Genomic DNA, 15,337 nt, shown 5'->3' with positions numbered 1-15,337 from the left:
GGTCGGCGGGATGACACGGACACCGGACCCACAACCCAACGAAAGATCCAGGCGGGGTTGTCCATCCTGCTGATCTGCCCGTCCGGCGAGGACGCAGTTGATCTCTGGAACCCGCCACAACGCGAAGCGCCGGCGGACCGCACAACGTGGTCCACCGGCGCGAGCACCCCGCAAGGGGTTCAGTCGTCCAGAGCGGTCAGCACCCACGGACCGTCGTCCGTGATGGCCACCGAGTGCTCCCAGTGCGCGGCCCGCGACCCGTCGGTCGTCACGACCGTCCAGTCGTCGTCCAGCTCGGCCGTGTGCTTGGTCCCGAGGGTGAGCATGGGCTCGATCGCGATCGCCATCCCGACCTTGAGGCGAGGGCCCTTCCCGGGCTTGCCCAGGTTCGGCAGGAACGGCTCCATGTGCATCTTCGTGCCGATGCCGTGGCCGCCGTACCCCTCCACGATCCCGTACTCGATGCCGTGCTCCTCACCGGCCCGGATGGTGGCGGACTGGATCGCGAACGAGATGTCGCCCAGCCGGCCGCCGGGCACGGCCGCCTCGATGCCGGCCAGCATGGACGCGCGCGTCGCCTCGGACAGCTTCAGCTCCGCGTCGGTGACCGACCCGACCGGCACGGTGATCGCCGAGTCGCCGTGCCACCCGTCCAGGATGGCGCCGCAGTCGATCGAGATCAGGTCGCCCTCGGCCAGGACCTGGGTCCGGCTCGGGATGCCGTGGACCACCTGCTCGTTCACGGACGCGCAGATCGACGCCGGGTAGCCGTGGTAGCCCTTGAACGACGGGATCGCGCCCGCGTCGCGGATGGTCTGCTCCGCCAGCTCGTCCAGCTCGCCGGTGCTGACCCCGGGCTTGGTGTGCGAGGCCAGCAGCGCCAGCGTGCGCGCGACGACCAGCCCGGCGGCCCTCATGGCCTCGAGCTGGCCGCGGCTCTTGATCTCGATCATGCGATCCCGACCGGGGACGAACCGACGCAGCGCATCGACGAGTCCACCGCTCACTTCAGGTCGCGCAGCGCGCGGAGGGCGCGCTCGCTGATCTCGTCGACCTCGCCGACGGCGTCGATGGGCACGACGATGCCGGCGTAGTAGTCGAGCAGCGGAGCGGTCTCGGTGCGGTAGACCTGCTGCCGGTGCCGGATCACGTCTTCCTTGTCGTCCGTGCGCCCCCGGGCGAGCAGGCGCTCGACCACGACGTCCTCGTCGATCCGGAACTCCAGCACCGCGTCCAGCTTCTGCCCCTCGGCGGCGAGCATCCCGCCCAGGACGTCCGCCTGGGCGGTGTTGCGCGGGAAGCCGTCGAGCAGGAAGCCGTTGGCGGCGTCCGGCTCGGCGAGCCGGACGCGCACCATCTCGTTGGTGACCTCGTCCGGCACCAACTCACCCGAGTCCAGGTACTCCTGGACCTCCTTGCCCAGATCGGTCTGCTCGCTGATGTGGGCGCGGAACAGGTCCCCGGTGGAGATGTGCGGCACCCCGAGCTCGCGGCTGAGCGTTTTGGCCTGGGTGCCCTTGCCCGCACCGGGCGGGCCGACGAGAACGAGTCGCACTAGCGGAGGAACCCTTCGTAGTTGCGCTGCATGAGCTGGCTCTCGATCTGCTTCACGGTGTCGAGACCGACACCGACCATGATCAGCACCGCCGTGCCGCCGAACGGGAAGTTCTGGTTCTGGCCCTGACCGGTGAGGTCGAGGAACAGGTTCGGCAGGATGGCGACGATGCCCAGGTAGAGCGAGCCCGGCAGCGTGATCCGCCCCAAGACGAAGCGGAGGTACTCGGCGGTGGGTCGACCCGGTCGGATACCCGGGATGAACCCACCGAACTTCTTCATCTCGTCGGCGCGCTCGTCCGGGTTGAACGTGATGCCGACGTAGAAGTACGTGAAGAAGACGATGAGCAGGAAGTAGAGCGAGATGTGGATCGGGCTCGACTGGCTCACCAGGTGCGTCTGGACGAAGGTCTGCCACCAGCCCGGCGCGGAGCCGTCGTTGGAGGCGGTCAGCCTGGAGATCAGGTCCGGCAGGTAGAGCAGCGACGAGGCGAAGATGACCGGGATGACACCGGCCTGGTTCACCTTCAGCGGCAGGTAGGTCGAGGTGCCGCCGTACATCCGGCGACCGATCATGCGCTTCGCGTACTGGACCGGGATGCGGCGCTGGGCCTGCTCCACGTAGATGACGCTCGCGATGATCAGCAGGGCCGCGCAGCAGACCAGGAAGAAGGTCAGGCCGCCGCGGTCGAAGATGATCTTGCCTTCGATCGGGATGCGGGCCGCGATGCCGGTGAAGATCAGCAGCGACATGCCGTTGCCGATCCCCTTCTCGGTGATGATCTCACCGAGCCACATGATCACGCTGGTGCCGGCGGTCATCACGACCACGAGGACGACCAGGTTGAAGATGCTCTCGTCGGGGATGACGGGCACGGAGCAGTTCTGGAACAGCTGGTCGCGCACGGCCAGGGCGATGATGCCCGTGGACTGCAGGACGGCGAGCGCGATGGTCAGGTAGCGGGTGTACTGGGTCAGCTTGCCCTGACCCGCCTGCCCTTCCTTCTTCAGCTGCTCGAACCGCGGGATGACCACGGTGAGCAGCTGGATGATGATGCTCGCCGTGATGTACGGCATGATGCCGAGCGCGAAGATCGACAAGTTCAGCAGGGCGCCACCGCTGAACAGGTTGATCAGCGAGTAGATCCCCTGCTGGTCCACCTGCTCGACGCATTGTTTGACGTTCTTGAAGGAGACGCCCGGCGCGGGCATGGTGGCGCCCAACCGGTACACCACGACGATCCCCAGGGTGAAGAGGATCTTCTTGCGTAGGTCCGGCGTCGCGAGAGCCGAGCGGAATGCGCCGAGCACGCGAACCTCCATCAGCGTTGCCGCCCCGCGGGGGTCGGCATCCTGCGGTGCCGACTTTGTGCCGGCACAGTCTTGCGGACATGCCGTCGACCATCGCCGACGGTGGCGGAAGCGACGGGTAGCCGCGACCGACCCGGAGGGCATCCGGGTTCAGCCCGCGACTTTAACAGTCGCGTGGCCGATTGCCGTAGCCAGTCGTCCCTCACACTTCGTACCCGATCGACTACGGCCGCCGGCAAGCCCCCGAATGGATCAAGTTCGACCGGTGGCCAGCACGCCCGCCATCCCGAGCAGGACGACCGCCGTGCCCTTGTCCAGGCGCTGCTTCGCGCGCCGGGTCAGCCCCGCCTTCCGGATGCCCGCGCCGAGCGCCACGTAGGCCGTGCCGGCCAACGCCTCCGCCGCCAGGTACACCGCGCCGAGCAGGGCGAGCTGCGCCGGGATCGGGCCGCGGGCGGGGTCGACGAACTGCGGCACGAACGCCGTGAAGATCAGCAACGCCTTGGGGTTGGTGATCGCCACCAGGAACTCCTTGCGCAGCGGGGTGCCCTTCCTGGCAGGCGTTTCGGCGCCGTCCTTGGTCATCAGGATGCGCACGGCGAGGTAGACGAGGTAGGCCGCGCCGGCCCACTTGACGACCGTGAGGGCGACCTGGCTCGCGGCCAGGACCGGCCCGAGCCCGACGACCACCGCGCCGACCATCAGGGAGAAGGCCGCAAGGCGGCCCAGGAGCGCCGTGGCGGCCCGCAACGGGCCGTGGTGCACCCCGTGGTGCATCCCGAGGAGGTTGTTGGCGCCCGGGGTCAGTGCGACCAGGACCGAGGCGCCGAAGAAGACCGCGAGCCACATGCGGGCACGCTAACCCGGCCCGCCAACCGGTTTTACGCCCTGCGCGAACGACCGTCTCATCGGCCCGCCCTGCCGGCGGGACACCCCCGGCAGCGCCGGCAACCGTCAAAAACCGATCGGCCGAAAAAGTATCGGCCGCCGGCAGGGACCGGACAAAAACGACGGACCTCGCGCCGCCCGCCGGACGGGCGTCACCGCCGCGCACGCGAACGGCCCCGGAGCGGGAGGCTCCGGGGCCGTTCGGCAGTGCTGCGGCGCGGACGTGCCGCGCGTCAGAGCACGGTGGTGGTGCCACCGGCGGCGGCGATCTTCTCGACCGCGCTGCCGGAGAACTTGTTCGCCACGACGTCGAGCTTGACGCCGTCCAGGTCACCGTCGCCGAGGACCTTGACGAGCTGGTTCTTGCGCACCAGGCCCACGTGGACGAGCGCGTCCACGTCCACCCGACCGCCGTCCGGGAACAACCGGGCGAGGTCGCCCACGTTCACGACCTGGTACTCGGTCCGGAACGGGTTGCGGAAGCCCTTCAGCTTCGGCAGGCGCATGTGCAGCGGCATCTGGCCACCCTCGAAGCGCGGCGAGACGTTCTTCCGCGCTCCGGTGCCCTTCGTGCCGCGACCGGCGGTCTTGCCCTTGGAGCCCTCACCGCGACCGACACGGGTCTTCGCGGTCTTGGCGCCGGGGGCCGGGCGCAGGTCATGGATCTTGATGGTCACGACTGGACCTCCTCGACGACCACCAGGTGGCGCACGGCGTGGATGAGCCCGCGCACCTGCGGCGTGTCCTCGCGGACCACCGACTGGCGGATCTTGCGCAACCCCAGGGTCCGGAGGGACTCACGGTGGTTGTGCTTGGTACCGATGCTGCTCTTGACCTGGGTCACCTTGAGCTGTGCCATGGTCACACCGCCCCTGCACGGGCACGGAGCATGCCGGCGGGGGCCACGTCCTCCAGGGGCAGACCGCGGCGGGCGGCCACCTCCTCCGGACGCTGCAGGCCCTTCAGCGCCGCCACGGTGGCGTGCACGATGTTGATGGCGTTGTCGGAGCCCAGCGACTTGCTCAGCACGTCGTGGACGCCGGCGCACTCCAGCACCGCGCGGACCGCGCCACCGGCGATGACACCGGTACCGGCCGACGCCGGGCGCAGCAGCACGACACCGGCCGCCTTCTCGCCCTGCACCGGGTGAGGGATCGTGCCCGCGATGCGGGGGACGCGGAAGAAGTTCTTCTTCGCCTCCTCCACACCCTTGGCGATCGCCGCCGGAACTTCCTTGGCCTTGCCGTAGCCGACACCGACCATGCCGTCACCGTCGCCGACCACGACCAGCGCGGTGAAGCTGAAGCGACGACCACCCTTCACGACCTTGGAGACGCGGTTGATCGCAACCACGCGCTCCAGGTGCGGGGTCTTCTCCTGGGCCGCGCCGCCGCGGCCGCCGTCACGACGGTCGCGACGCTCTCCGCGCTCGCCCCCGCCGCCTTCGCGACGCGTGCGTCCTGGCATCAGGCGTCCCTCTCAATCCGGTTCATGTACATGTCAGAACTCCAGCCCCGCCTCACGGGCGGCATCGGCCAGAGCGGCGATGCGACCGTGGTAGGCGTTGCCGCCGCGGTCGAAGACCACCTTCGTGATCCCGGCGTCCTTCGCGCGGGCGGCGGCCAGCTGGCCGACCTTCGCCGCACGGGCCTTCTTGTCGCCGTCGATCGCCCGGACGTCCGCCTCCACCGAGGAGGCCGCCGCCAGGGTGTGGCCGGCGAGGTCGTCGATGATCTGCACGGTGATGTGCTTCGACGACCGGTGCACCACCAGGCGGGGGCGCTCCGCCGTGCCGCTGACCTTCTTGCGGAGGCGGAAGTGACGGCGGGTCTTGGCGATGCGGCGAGTGGTCGAGATGTCCTTGCCCACCGGCTTCCGCCCCGAAGAAACGGACTTCGTTGCAGTCTCGCTCATGTCACTTACCCGTCTTTCCGACCTTGCGGCGGATCTTCTCGCCCGCGTACCGCACGCCCTTGCCCTTGTACGGGTCGGGCTTGCGGAGCTTGCGGATGTTGGCGGCGACCTCGCCCACGAGCTGCTTGTCGATGCCGGCCACGGAGAACCGGGTCGGGGTCTCCACCGCGAAGGTGATGCCCTCGGGGGCCTCGACCTTCACCGGGTGGCTGTAGCCCAGCGCGAACTCCAGGTCGGAGCCCTTGAGCGCCACGCGGTAACCGACGCCGTGGATCTCCATCTTCTTCTCGTAGCCCTGCGTGACGCCGACGACCATGTTCTGCACCAGGGTGCGCGACAGGCCGTGCAGCGAGCGGCTGCGGCGCTCGTCGTTCGGGCGCTTCACCTCGAGCGTGCCGTCCTCGGCCTTCTCGATGATGATCGGCTCGGCGATGGTCAGCGACAGGGTGCCCTTCGGGCCCTTCACGCTCACAGCCCGGCCGTCGATGTTCACGTCGACCCCGGCGGGGACGGTGATCGGCAGCTTTCCGATGCGCGACATTGCCTAGTCCCCCTTCCTCACCAGACGTAGGCGAGGACTTCTCCGCCCACGCCCGACTTGTTGGCCTGGCGGTCGGTCATCAGACCGCCAGAGGTCGAAATGATCGCGACGCCCAGACCGCCCAGCACCTTCGGCAGGTTGGTCGACTTGGCGTACACGCGCAGACCGGGCTTCGACACGCGGCGGAGGCCGGCGATGCTGCGCTCCCGGTTCGGGCCGTACTTCAGCTCGATAACCAGGTTCTTGGCCACGTCGCCCTGCTCGTCGCGGTAGCTCGCGATGTAGCCCTCGCGCTTGAGGATCTCGGCGATGTTGGCCTTCAACTTCGAGTGCGGCATCACGACCTTGTCGTGGTAAGCCGAGTTCGCGTTCCGCAGACGCGTCAACATGTCTGCGATCGGGTCGGTCATCGTCATGGTGACCTGGTCAACCTTTCTCGCTGCGGTTCCCCAGCCAGGGTCCGAGCCGGCCGTGCGGCCGGCTGGTCGTGGACGGGCCTACAGCGAAGTGATGGGTCTAGAAAAACCTGCCGCCGAGCCGGGCTTACCAGCTGGACTTGTTCACACCGGGCAGCTCGCCCCGGTGCGCCATCTCGCGGAGGCAGATCCGGCACAGGCCGAACTTGCGGAACACCGAGTGCGGGCGACCGCAACGCTGGCAGCGGGTGTAGCCCCGCACCTTGAACTTCGGCTTGGCCGCGGCCTTGTTGATCAGCGCCTTCTTGGCCATGATCAGTTCTCCTTGTTGCAACGCTCGGCGGCGGACACCAGGCTCACTGCTCCCGGAACGGGAAGCCCAGGAGCTTCAGCAGCGCCCGACCCTCTTCGTCGTTGGTCGCGGTGGTGACCACGGTGATGTCCATGCCGCGAGGACGGTCGATCGCGTCCGGGTCGATCTCGTGGAACATCGACTGCTCGTTGAGGCCGAACGTGTAGTTCCCGTTGCCGTCGAACTGCTTGCCGGAGAGGCCGCGGAAGTCGCGGATGCGCGGCAGCGCGATCGTCAACAGGCGGTCCAGGAACTCCCACATGCGGTCGCCGCGCAGCGTGACCCGCGCGCCGATCGGCATGCCCTCGCGCAGCTTGAACTGCGCGATGGACTTGCGCGCCCGCCGCACCTCGGGCCGCTGGCCCGTGATGACCGACAGGTCCTTCACCGCACCCTCGATCAGCTTGCCGTCGCGGGCGGCGTCGCCGACGCCCATGTTCACGACGACCTTCACCACGCCCGGGATCTGCATGACGTTGGCGTACTCGAACTGCTCGCGCAGCGAGGGGACGATCTCCTCGCGGTAGCGGGCCTTCAGCCGCGGAACGGTCTTCTCAACGGTGGTCATCAGATGTCCTTCCCGTTACGACGGGAAATGCGGACCCGCTTGCCCTCGTCGTTCGTCCGGTAGCCCACGCGGGTCGGCTTGCCGTCGGAGTCGACCACCATCACGTTGGACACGTGGATGGGGGCTTCCTGCGTCACGATGCCGCCCGACTGCGCGCCGCGCTCGGTCTGCGAGATCCGGGTGTGCTTCTTGATGCGGTTGACGCCCTCGACCAGGACGCGGTTCTCGGCGGGGTAGGCCATGATGACCTTGCCGCGAGCGCCCTTGTCCTTGCCGGCGATAACCACGACGGTGTCGCCCTTCTTCACCTTCATGGTCAGAGCACCTCCGGCGCCAACGAGATGATCTTCATGAACTTCTTGTCGCGCAGCTCACGACCGACCGGGCCGAAGATGCGGGTGCCCCGCGGCTCGTTGTCGTTCTTGATGAGCACCGCGGCGTTCTCGTCGAACCGGATGTACGAGCCGTCCGGACGGCGCTTCTCCTTGACGGTGCGGACGATGACCGCCTTGACGACGTCGCCCTTCTTCACGCCGGCGCCCGGGATGGCCTGCTTCACCGTTGCGACGATGATGTCCCCGATGCCCGCGTAGCGGCGGCCCGAGCCACCGAGAACACGGATGCAGAGGATTTCCTTCGCACCGGTGTTGTCGGCGACGCGCAGCCGCGACTCCTGCTGGATCACTTACCTGCTCCTTGACCATTCCTGGCCCGCCAGATTTCCGACCTGACGGGCTCGGTCGAACGCGCTGTGCCCGTTCTCCGTGGGCTTACTTGGCCTTCTCGAGGATCTCGACGAGGCGCCAGCGCTTGGTGGCCGACAGCGGCCGCGTCTCCATGAGCAGCACACGGTCGCCGATGCCGGCGGTGTTCTGCTCGTCGTGCGCCTTCACCTTGGTGGTGGAGCGCATGACCTTCGAGTACCGGCGGTGCTTCTTGCGGTCCTCGACCGCCACCACGATCGTCTTGTCCATCTTGTCGGACACGACGTAGCCCTCGCGGACCTTGCGGTCGTTGCGACCCTCGGTAGTCACTTCGTTGTTCTCGCTCATGCCGCACCCTCACCAGTGGAAACCGCGTCGGGAGAGGCCGAGAGGCCCAGCTCCCGCTCCCGCATCACGGTGTAGATCCGGGCGATCTCGTGCCGGACCGTGCGCAGGCGGCGGTTGTTGTCGAGCTGCCCGGTGGCCATCTGGAAGCGGAGGTTGAACAGCTCCTCCTTCGCCTCCCTCAGGCGCAGCACGAGCTCTTCCTCGGTGAGCTCACGCAGCTCGGAAGCGGTGGTACCCGCTGCCATCAGAACTCACCACCCTCACGCGTAACGATGCGGCACTTCATCGGGAGCTTGTGGATCGCGCGGCGGAGCGCCTCGCGGGCCACGGCCTCGTTCGGGAAGCTCATCTCGAAGAGCACCCGACCCGGCTTGATGTTGGCCACCCACCACTCCGGCGAGCCCTTGCCGGAACCCATGCGGGTCTCGGCGGGCTTCTTGGTCAGCGGGCGGTCCGGGAAGATGTTGATCCACACCTTGCCACCGCGGCGGATGTGCCGCGTGATGGCGATACGAGCCGACTCGATCTGCCGGTTGGTCACGTAGGCGGGCTCCAGGGCCTGGATGCCGTACTCGCCGAAGGTGACCCTCGTGCCGCCCTTGGCAGCACCGGACCGTCCGGGGTGGTGCTGCTTGCGGTGCTTAACCCTGCGCGGGATGAGCACGACTCAGCCCTCCGTCTTCTCATCGGTCGCGGTCGGCGCGGCGGTCTGGTCGCCCGCGGCGGCCCGGCCGGCCTCGGTGCTCGTCGCGGTGGTGCCGCTCGCACCCGAGCGACGCGCCCGGTTCGGGCGGTCGGCGCGGTCGCGGCGCGGCGCGCGGTCGGCCGCCGGGGCGGCGTCGCGCTCGCGCTTGGCGCTGATGCCACCGACCACGTCGCCCTTGTAGATCCACACCTTCACGCCGATCCGGCCGAACGTGGTGCGGGCCTCGAAGAAGCCGTAGTCGATGTCGGCGCGCAGCGTGTGCAGCGGCACGCGGCCATCGCGGTAGTGCTCGGAGCGGGACATCTCGGCGCCGCCGAGACGGCCGCCGCACTGCACGCGGATGCCCTTGACCTGCGGCGAGCGCATGGCCGACTGGATGGCCTTGCGCATCGCGCGGCGGAAGGCGACGCGGTTGGACAGCTGCTCGGCCACGCCCTGCGCGACGAGCTGCGCGTCCGACTCGGGGCTCTTCACCTCGAGGATGTTGAGCTGCACCTGCTTCTTGGTGAGCTTCTCCAGCTCACCGCGGATGCGGTCGGCCTCGGCGCCGCGGCGGCCGATGACGATGCCCGGCCGGGCGGTGTGGATGTCGACGCGGACCCGGTCCCGGGTGCGCTCGATCTCCACCTTCGAGATGCCGGCCCGCTCCATGCCGCGCGAGAGCAGCTTGCGGATCTTGACGTCCTCGGCCACGTACTCGGCGTACTGCTTGTCGGCGTACCAGCGGGACTTCCAGTCCGTGGTGATACCAAGTCGGAAGCCGTGCGGGTTGATCTTCTGGCCCACTACCGAGCCCCCTTCCTGTCAGCGCCGGCCTTCGCGCTGGTCTGCTTCGGACGGCTCTCCACCTCGACGGTGATGTGGCTCGTCCGCTTGCGGATCCGGTAGGCGCGGCCCTGGGCGCGCGGGCGGAACCGCTTGAGGGTCGGACCCTCGTCCACGTAGACCTTCGACACCCACAGGGTGTCGGGGTCGAGGGACAGGTTGTTCTCGGCGTTGGCCACGGCGCTCTGCAGCACCTTCCGGACCGGCTCAGATGCAGCCTGCGGCGCGAACTGGAGCACGGCCAGGGCCTCGCTGGCGCTACGACCCCTGATGAGCTCGACGACGCGGCGCACCTTCATCGGCGTGTCGCGGACGTAGCGAGCCCGAGCCACGGCGCGCGGGAACTCCGGCGCTTCGGCTTCGTTACGGGCGTTCATCGCTGCTTCCCCTTGCTCTTCCTCTAGTTCGTCGCCTTAGCGGCGGCGCGACTTCCGGTCGTCCTTGATGTGACCCTTGAACGTGCGGGTCGGGGCGAACTCGCCGAGCTTGTGCCCGACCATCGCCTCCGTCACGAACACCGGCACGTGCTTGCGGCCGTCGTGCACCGCGATCGTGTGGCCCAGCATGTCGGGGATGATCGTCGACCGGCGGGACCAGGTCTTGATGACGGTCTTCTTGCCCGACTCGTTGAGGACGTCCACCTTCTTGAGCAGGTGGTCGTCCACGAAGGGGCCCTTCTTAAGGCTGCGAGGCATCCTTCACTCCCTCCCTGCTCAGCGCTTCTTACCGGTGCGACGACGCCGGACGATGAGCTTGTCGCTTGGCTTGCGGCGGCGGGTGCGACCCTCGGGCTTGCCCGCGGGGTTCACCGGGTGGCGACCACCGGAGGTCTTGCCCTCACCACCACCGTGCGGGTGGTCGACCGGGTTCATGGCGACACCGCGGACGGTGGGCTTCTTGCCCTTCCACCGCATGCGGCCGGCCTTGCCCCAGTTGATGTTCTGGTGCTCGGCGTTGCCGACCTCGCCGACCGTGGCGCGGCACCGGACGTCCACGTTGCGGATCTCGCCCGAGGGCATCCGCAGCTGGGCGTAGGGGCCGTCCTTGGCGACGAGCTGCACGCTGGCACCGGCCGAGCGGGCGATCTTCGCGCCGCCGCCGGGGCGGAGCTCGATCGCGTGGACCACCGTGCCGACGGGGATGTTGCGCAGCGGCAGGTTGTTGCCCGGCTTGATGTCGGCCTTGGGGCCGTTCTCCACGACGTCGCCCTGCTGGAGCTTCGACGGGGCGATGATGTAGCGCTTCTCGCCGTCGAAGTAGTGCAGCAGCGCGATGCGCGCGGTGCGGTTGGGGTCGTACTCGATGTGCGCGACCTTGGCCGGCACGCCGTCCTTGTCGGTGCGGCGGAAGTCGATCAGGCGGTAGGCCCGCTTGTGGCCGCCGCCCTTGTGCCGCGTCGTGATCTTGCCCGACGCGTTGCGGCCACCGCGGCCGTGCAGCGGGCGGATCAGCGACTTCTCCGGCGTCGTCCGAGTGATCTCGGCGAAGTCGGAGACGCTCGCACCGCGACGACCGGGGGTCGTCGGCTTGTACTTGCGAATGCCCATCTCTACGCAGTCCTCGTCGTCATCAGGCGGCCGGGCCGCCGAAGATCTCGATCGGCTTGCTCTCGGCGGACAGCGTCACGATGGCGCGCTTGGTGTCCTTGCGCTTGCCGTATCCCGTGCGGGTCCGCTTGCGCTTGCCCTGGCGGTTGATCGTGTTGACGCTGACGACCTTGACGCCGAAGACCTTCTCCACGGCAATCTTGATCTGGGTCTTGTTCGAGCCGGGAGCCACCACGAAGGTGTACTTGTTCTCCTCGAGCAGCCCGTAGGACTTCTCGGAGATGACCGGCGCGAGCAGGATGTCCCGGTGGTCGGGGATCACTTCGCGGCCTCCTCGTCGGCGTCGGACGACGTCGCGGTGGCCTCGGCGGAACCCTGCCCGTGCTGGGCCTTGCTCGCCAGGAACACGTCGAGGGCGTCCTTGGTGAACACCACGTCGTCGTTGACCAGCACGTCGTAGGTGTTCAGCTGGTCCGGCGCGATGATGTGCACGTGCGGCAGGTTGCGCAGGCTGACCCACGAAACCTCGTCGGTGCGCAGCAGCACGGCCAGCACGCGGCGGGCCTCGGTCACCGACTCCAGCACCTTGCGGGCCGACTTGGTCGACGGCGTGTCGCCCTCGACGAAGCCCGACACCACGTGGACCTGGCCGGCACGCGCCCGGTCGGAGAGGGCGCCACGCAGGGCGGCGGCCTTCATCTTCTTGGGGGTGCGCTGGCTGTAGTCGCGCGGCTGCGGGCCGTGGACCGTGCCACCGCCGGCGAACTGCGGCGCGCGGGTCGAGCCCTGGCGGGCGCGGCCGGTGCCCTTCTGCCGGTACGGCTTCTTGCCACCACCGCGGACGTCGCCGCGGGTCTTGGTCGCGTGCGTGCCCTGGCGGGCCGCGGCCTGCTGGGCCACGACGACCTGGTGCAGCAGGGCCACGTTCGCCTGCGCGTCGAAGATCGCGGCGGGCAGCTCGACGGAGCCGTCGGTCGCGCCGGCCGGGGTGCGGATCTCAACGGACGTCATGATCAGGCACCACCCTTCGCAGCGGTCTTGATGAACACGGTGCCGCCCTTGGGGCCGGGGACGGCGCCCTTGATGAGCAGCAGGCCGGACTCGGCGTCCACGCGGTGCACCTTGAGGTTCTGCGTGGTCACCCGCACGTTGCCCATGCGACCCGCCATGCGCAGGCCCTTGAACACGCGGCCGGGCGTGGCGCAGCCGCCGATGGAACCGGGCGAGCGGTGCTTGCGCTGCGTGCCGTGGCTCGCGCCGAGGCCGCGGAAGCCGTGGCGCTTCATGACACCCGCGGTGCCCTTGCCCTTGCTGGTGCCGACCACGTCGACCACCGCGCCGGCCTCGAAGACCTCGGCGGTGACTTCCTGGCCGACCGTGTACTCGGACGCGTCCGTGGTGCGCAGCTCCGCCAGGTGGCGGCGGGGCGTGACGCCCGCCTTGGCGTAGTGGCCCGCGACGGGCTTGTTGACCTTGCGCGGGTCGATCGCGCCGAAGGCCAGCTGCACGGCCGAGTAGCCGTCGTTCTCCTGGGTCCGAACCTGGGTGACCACGTTCGGCTCGGCCTTGACGACGGTCACCGGAACGATCCGGTTGTTCTCGTCGAAGACCTGAGTCATGCCGAGCTTGGTGCCCAGGAGGCCCTTAACCTGCCTGTCAGACATGGGTCTCGTTACTCTCCGCCCCAAATGGGATCAACACTGCCGCGTCCAACGCTTACTGGATGTTGACGTCGACGCTCGCCGGCAGGTCGATGCGCATGAGCGCGTCCACCGTCTTCGGCGTCGGGTCGAGGATGTCGATCAGACGCTTGTGCGTGCGCATCTCGAAGTGCTCGCGCGAGTCCTTGTACTTGTGCGGCGAGCGGATGACGCAGTAAACGTTCTTCTCAGTGGGCAGCGGCACAGGCCCGACGACCCGAGCGCCGGTGCGCGTCACGGTCTCGACGATCTTGCGCGCGGACGCGTCGATCGCCTCGTGGTCGTAGGCCTTGAGCCGGATGCGGATCTTCTGTCCCGCCATGATGGCTTGCCGTTCCTCTGCTTCTAGTACCGCTGCGGTGCGGGCACCTTGCACGAGGTCACGGGACCTCCGGCGCGCTCCGCCCCCTATTCAGGACTGACACCGAGCGGTGTCACGGTGCCCGGTCCACGCGGTCGGGCGTGTCGCGCCCCAACCGATAGACCGGTCCCACTGATCAAGCCTGTGGGATTGTGTTTCTCGATCACACCCCGCTCGTGGCGGGGCGGCCGAGTCCAGACTCGAACCGGCCGCCCCGACGAGCAACCCGTCAATGGTCGCACACGCCGGTGCGCAGACCAAATCGGGGGGTGGAACTTAGAGCCAGGTCACTTGATGATCTTGGTGACCGAACCCGCGCCGACGGTGCGGCCACCCTCGCGGATGGCGAACCGCAGACCCTCGTCCATGGCGATCGGCTGGATCAGCTTCACGGACATGGAGGTGGTGTCGCCCGGCATGACCATCTCGGTGCCCTCGGGGAGGGTCACGACGCCGGTCACGTCGGTGGTGCGGAAGTAGAACTGCGGGCGGTAGTTGTTGAAGAACGGCGTGTGGCGGCCGCCCTCGTCCTTGGACAGGATGTAGACCTGCGCCTCGAACTCGGTGTGCGGGGTGGTGGTGCCCGGCTTCACGATCACCATGCCGCGCTCCACCTCCTCGCGCTTGATGCCGCGCAGCAGCAGGGCGGCGTTGTCGCCCGCCTGGCCCTCGTCGAGGAACTTCTTGAACATCTCGATCGAGGTGACAGTCGTCTTGCGCGACTGCTCCTTGATGCCGACGATCTCGACTTCCTCGTTGACCTTGATGACACCGCGCTCGATGCGGCCGGTCACCACGGTGCCGCGACCGGTGATGGTGAACACGTCCTCGACCGGCATCAGGAACGGCCGGTCGACCTCGCGCTCGGGCTCCGGGATGTTCTCGTCCACGGCGTCCATCAGGCCGATGAGCTTCTCGCCCCACTCGGCGTCGCCCTCCAGCGCCTTCAGCGCGGAGACGCGGACGACCGGCAGGTCGTCACCGGGGAACTCGTACTCGGAGAGCAGCTCGCGGACCTCGAGCTCGACGAGCTCCAGGATCTCCTCGTCGTCCACCATGTCGGCCTTGTTCAGGGCCACCACGATGTAGGGCACACCGACCTGGCGGGCCAGGAGGACGTGCTCCTTGGTCTGCGGCATCGGGCCGTCGGTCGCCGCGACCACCAGGATGGCGCCGTCCATCTGCGCCGCACCGGTGATCATGTTCTTGATGTAGTCGGCGTGACCGGGGCAGTCGACGTGCGCGTAGTGGCGCTTGTCGGTCTGGTACTCGATGTGGGCGATCGAGATGGTGATGCCGCGCTGCTTCTCCTCCGGCGCCTTGTCGATCTGGTCGAACGGCGTGAAGGGGTTGAGGTCCGGGTACTTGTCGTGCAGGACCTTGGAGATCGCCGCGGTCAGCGTCGTCTTGCCGTGGTCGATGTGACCGATGGTGCCGATGTTGACGTGCGGCTTCGTCCGCTCGAACTTCGCCTTCGCCACTGGATTGTCCTCCTGGACTTCTGTTGCTGAGCCCGGCGGGCGGTTTGCTGCCCGCCGGGCGTCACGTCAGGGTCGGTTGTGCGGACCCCGGGGCATCCCCCCGGAGAGCCCGCGTGGTGCA

Annotated in this window: 26 protein-coding genes; all 26 read right to left on the bottom strand. The window is 68.4% G+C overall.

Features of this window, described 5'->3' with window-relative positions:
* Positions 1-179: 179 nt before the first annotated feature.
* Positions 180-953: a type I methionyl aminopeptidase gene (map, locus tag ACFXGA_RS15900; protein ID WP_378088374.1), complete on the bottom strand. Its 774-nt coding sequence runs from the start codon at positions 951-953 to the stop codon at positions 180-182.
* Between the two features lie 50 nt (positions 954-1,003).
* On the bottom strand, positions 1,004-1,555 hold the full coding sequence (locus ACFXGA_RS15895) for an adenylate kinase (RefSeq protein WP_378088372.1): 552 nt from the start codon (positions 1,553-1,555) through the stop codon (positions 1,004-1,006).
* On the bottom strand, positions 1,555-2,865 hold the full coding sequence (gene secY / locus ACFXGA_RS15890) for a preprotein translocase subunit SecY (protein ID WP_378088370.1): 1,311 nt from the start codon (positions 2,863-2,865) through the stop codon (positions 1,555-1,557). Before secY ends, ACFXGA_RS15895 begins: the two co-directional genes overlap by 1 nt.
* A 252-nt stretch (positions 2,866-3,117) precedes the next feature.
* Entirely contained in the window at positions 3,118-3,714 is a 597-nt protein-coding gene (locus ACFXGA_RS15885) for a LysE family translocator (RefSeq protein ID WP_378088368.1), read from the bottom strand.
* 272 nt (positions 3,715-3,986) lie between these two features.
* Positions 3,987-4,430 (bottom strand): 50S ribosomal protein L15, encoded by a 444-nt coding sequence (rplO, locus tag ACFXGA_RS15880; protein ID WP_378088366.1) that lies wholly within the window; start codon positions 4,428-4,430, stop codon positions 3,987-3,989.
* Positions 4,427-4,612: a 50S ribosomal protein L30 gene (rpmD, locus tag ACFXGA_RS15875; protein WP_033428588.1), complete on the bottom strand. Its 186-nt coding sequence runs from the start codon at positions 4,610-4,612 to the stop codon at positions 4,427-4,429. Before rpmD ends, rplO begins: the two co-directional genes overlap by 4 nt.
* Before the next feature lie 2 nt (positions 4,613-4,614).
* A complete protein-coding gene (gene rpsE, locus ACFXGA_RS15870; RefSeq protein ID WP_015105247.1) occupies positions 4,615-5,220 on the bottom strand; it encodes a 30S ribosomal protein S5 in 606 nt (201 codons plus the stop codon).
* A 33-nt stretch (positions 5,221-5,253) separates the two neighbouring features.
* Entirely contained in the window at positions 5,254-5,667 is a 414-nt protein-coding gene (gene rplR, locus ACFXGA_RS15865; RefSeq protein WP_378088363.1) for a 50S ribosomal protein L18, read from the bottom strand.
* 1 nt (position 5,668) lies between these two features.
* Positions 5,669-6,208 carry a 50S ribosomal protein L6 gene (rplF, locus tag ACFXGA_RS15860; protein ID WP_378088361.1) on the bottom strand — a complete coding sequence of 180 codons (540 nt, stop codon included), beginning with the start codon at positions 6,206-6,208 and terminating at the stop codon, positions 5,669-5,671.
* Between the two features lie 17 nt (positions 6,209-6,225).
* Positions 6,226-6,624 (bottom strand): 30S ribosomal protein S8, encoded by a 399-nt coding sequence (rpsH, locus tag ACFXGA_RS15855; protein ID WP_033428586.1) that lies wholly within the window; start codon positions 6,622-6,624, stop codon positions 6,226-6,228.
* 127 nt (positions 6,625-6,751) lie between these two features.
* Positions 6,752-6,937 carry a type Z 30S ribosomal protein S14 gene (locus ACFXGA_RS15850; RefSeq protein ID WP_033436724.1) on the bottom strand — a complete coding sequence of 62 codons (186 nt, stop codon included), beginning with the start codon at positions 6,935-6,937 and terminating at the stop codon, positions 6,752-6,754.
* A gap of 43 nt (positions 6,938-6,980) precedes the next feature.
* On the bottom strand, positions 6,981-7,544 hold the full coding sequence (gene rplE, locus ACFXGA_RS15845) for a 50S ribosomal protein L5 (RefSeq protein WP_378088359.1): 564 nt from the start codon (positions 7,542-7,544) through the stop codon (positions 6,981-6,983).
* Entirely contained in the window at positions 7,544-7,858 is a 315-nt protein-coding gene (gene rplX / locus ACFXGA_RS15840; RefSeq protein WP_360789828.1) for a 50S ribosomal protein L24, read from the bottom strand. Before rplX ends, rplE begins: the two co-directional genes overlap by 1 nt.
* 2 nt (positions 7,859-7,860) lie before the next feature.
* Positions 7,861-8,229 carry a 50S ribosomal protein L14 gene (gene rplN / locus ACFXGA_RS15835; RefSeq protein ID WP_033436721.1) on the bottom strand — a complete coding sequence of 123 codons (369 nt, stop codon included), beginning with the start codon at positions 8,227-8,229 and terminating at the stop codon, positions 7,861-7,863.
* An 85-nt stretch (positions 8,230-8,314) separates the two neighbouring features.
* A complete protein-coding gene (rpsQ, locus tag ACFXGA_RS15830) occupies positions 8,315-8,596 on the bottom strand; it encodes a 30S ribosomal protein S17 (RefSeq protein ID WP_378088356.1) in 282 nt (93 codons plus the stop codon).
* Positions 8,593-8,841 carry a 50S ribosomal protein L29 gene (gene rpmC, locus ACFXGA_RS15825; RefSeq protein ID WP_033428581.1) on the bottom strand — a complete coding sequence of 83 codons (249 nt, stop codon included), beginning with the start codon at positions 8,839-8,841 and terminating at the stop codon, positions 8,593-8,595. The genes rpsQ and rpmC overlap by 4 nt, the downstream gene beginning before the upstream one ends.
* A complete protein-coding gene (gene rplP, locus ACFXGA_RS15820; protein ID WP_053715230.1) occupies positions 8,841-9,260 on the bottom strand; it encodes a 50S ribosomal protein L16 in 420 nt (139 codons plus the stop codon). Before rplP ends, rpmC begins: the two co-directional genes overlap by 1 nt.
* A 3-nt stretch (positions 9,261-9,263) precedes the next feature.
* Positions 9,264-10,088 carry a 30S ribosomal protein S3 gene (rpsC, locus tag ACFXGA_RS15815; RefSeq protein ID WP_378088354.1) on the bottom strand — a complete coding sequence of 275 codons (825 nt, stop codon included), beginning with the start codon at positions 10,086-10,088 and terminating at the stop codon, positions 9,264-9,266.
* Complete coding sequence (rplV, locus tag ACFXGA_RS15810) at positions 10,088-10,504, bottom strand: 50S ribosomal protein L22 (RefSeq protein WP_378088352.1); 417 nt, start codon at positions 10,502-10,504, stop codon at positions 10,088-10,090. The genes rpsC and rplV overlap by 1 nt, the downstream gene beginning before the upstream one ends.
* Positions 10,505-10,540: 36 nt before the next feature.
* Positions 10,541-10,822, bottom strand: a complete 282-nt coding sequence (gene rpsS, locus ACFXGA_RS15805; RefSeq protein WP_015105260.1) for a 30S ribosomal protein S19 — start codon at positions 10,820-10,822, stop codon at positions 10,541-10,543.
* A gap of 18 nt (positions 10,823-10,840) precedes the next feature.
* Complete coding sequence (gene rplB, locus ACFXGA_RS15800; protein ID WP_141980304.1) at positions 10,841-11,674, bottom strand: 50S ribosomal protein L2; 834 nt, start codon at positions 11,672-11,674, stop codon at positions 10,841-10,843.
* Positions 11,675-11,696: 22 nt separating this feature from the next.
* Positions 11,697-11,996 (bottom strand): 50S ribosomal protein L23, encoded by a 300-nt coding sequence (rplW, locus tag ACFXGA_RS15795; protein ID WP_073885918.1) that lies wholly within the window; start codon positions 11,994-11,996, stop codon positions 11,697-11,699.
* On the bottom strand, positions 11,993-12,685 hold the full coding sequence (gene rplD, locus ACFXGA_RS15790) for a 50S ribosomal protein L4 (protein WP_378088349.1): 693 nt from the start codon (positions 12,683-12,685) through the stop codon (positions 11,993-11,995). Before rplD ends, rplW begins: the two co-directional genes overlap by 4 nt.
* A 2-nt stretch (positions 12,686-12,687) precedes the next feature.
* Positions 12,688-13,338 (bottom strand): 50S ribosomal protein L3, encoded by a 651-nt coding sequence (rplC, locus tag ACFXGA_RS15785; protein ID WP_378088347.1) that lies wholly within the window; start codon positions 13,336-13,338, stop codon positions 12,688-12,690.
* Between the two features lie 52 nt (positions 13,339-13,390).
* A complete protein-coding gene (gene rpsJ, locus ACFXGA_RS15780; RefSeq protein ID WP_003938093.1) occupies positions 13,391-13,696 on the bottom strand; it encodes a 30S ribosomal protein S10 in 306 nt (101 codons plus the stop codon).
* A gap of 326 nt (positions 13,697-14,022) precedes the next feature.
* Positions 14,023-15,216 (bottom strand): elongation factor Tu, encoded by a 1,194-nt coding sequence (gene tuf, locus ACFXGA_RS15775; protein ID WP_378088345.1) that lies wholly within the window; start codon positions 15,214-15,216, stop codon positions 14,023-14,025.
* Positions 15,217-15,337: the final 121 nt, after the last annotated feature.

It is taken from the genome of Actinosynnema sp. NPDC059335 (genome assembly GCF_042752395.1).
GTDB lineage: Bacteria > Actinomycetota > Actinomycetes > Mycobacteriales > Pseudonocardiaceae > Actinosynnema.
Note: the sequence above shows the minus strand (reverse complement) of the source record. Positions and strands in the feature narration are given on the sequence as shown.

What these genes read in the sequence shown, in the direction of transcription:
- rplE (WP_378088359.1), bottom strand. Translation starts at nt 7,544, where the DNA reads ATGACCACCGTTGAGAAGACCGTTCCGCGGCTGAAGGCCCGCTACCGC.
- ACFXGA_RS15885 (WP_378088368.1), bottom strand. Translation starts at nt 3,714, where the DNA reads ATGTGGCTCGCGGTCTTCTTCGGCGCCTCGGTCCTGGTCGCACTGACC.
- rpsH (WP_033428586.1), bottom strand. Translation starts at nt 6,624, where the DNA reads ATGACGATGACCGACCCGATCGCAGACATGTTGACGCGTCTGCGGAAC.
- rpsQ (WP_378088356.1), bottom strand. Translation starts at nt 8,596, where the DNA reads ATGAGCGAGAACAACGAAGTGACTACCGAGGGTCGCAACGACCGCAAG.
- map (WP_378088374.1), bottom strand. Translation starts at nt 953, where the DNA reads ATGATCGAGATCAAGAGCCGCGGCCAGCTCGAGGCCATGAGGGCCGCC.
- rplB (WP_141980304.1), bottom strand. Translation starts at nt 11,674, where the DNA reads ATGGGCATTCGCAAGTACAAGCCGACGACCCCCGGTCGTCGCGGTGCG.
- rpsJ (WP_003938093.1), bottom strand. Translation starts at nt 13,696, where the DNA reads ATGGCGGGACAGAAGATCCGCATCCGGCTCAAGGCCTACGACCACGAG.
- rpsE (WP_015105247.1), bottom strand. Translation starts at nt 5,220, where the DNA reads ATGCCAGGACGCACGCGTCGCGAAGGCGGCGGGGGCGAGCGCGGAGAG.
- rplV (WP_378088352.1), bottom strand. Translation starts at nt 10,504, where the DNA reads ATGAACGCCCGTAACGAAGCCGAAGCGCCGGAGTTCCCGCGCGCCGTG.
- rpmC (WP_033428581.1), bottom strand. Translation starts at nt 8,841, where the DNA reads ATGGCAGCGGGTACCACCGCTTCCGAGCTGCGTGAGCTCACCGAGGAA.
- rplF (WP_378088361.1), bottom strand. Translation starts at nt 6,208, where the DNA reads ATGTCGCGCATCGGAAAGCTGCCGATCACCGTCCCCGCCGGGGTCGAC.
- rpsS (WP_015105260.1), bottom strand. Translation starts at nt 10,822, where the DNA reads ATGCCTCGCAGCCTTAAGAAGGGCCCCTTCGTGGACGACCACCTGCTC.
- ACFXGA_RS15850 (WP_033436724.1), bottom strand. Translation starts at nt 6,937, where the DNA reads ATGGCCAAGAAGGCGCTGATCAACAAGGCCGCGGCCAAGCCGAAGTTC.
- rpmD (WP_033428588.1), bottom strand. Translation starts at nt 4,612, where the DNA reads ATGGCACAGCTCAAGGTGACCCAGGTCAAGAGCAGCATCGGTACCAAG.
- rplR (WP_378088363.1), bottom strand. Translation starts at nt 5,667, where the DNA reads ATGAGCGAGACTGCAACGAAGTCCGTTTCTTCGGGGCGGAAGCCGGTG.
- rplX (WP_360789828.1), bottom strand. Translation starts at nt 7,858, where the DNA reads ATGAAGGTGAAGAAGGGCGACACCGTCGTGGTTATCGCCGGCAAGGAC.
- rplC (WP_378088347.1), bottom strand. Translation starts at nt 13,338, where the DNA reads ATGTCTGACAGGCAGGTTAAGGGCCTCCTGGGCACCAAGCTCGGCATG.
- rplD (WP_378088349.1), bottom strand. Translation starts at nt 12,685, where the DNA reads ATGACGTCCGTTGAGATCCGCACCCCGGCCGGCGCGACCGACGGCTCC.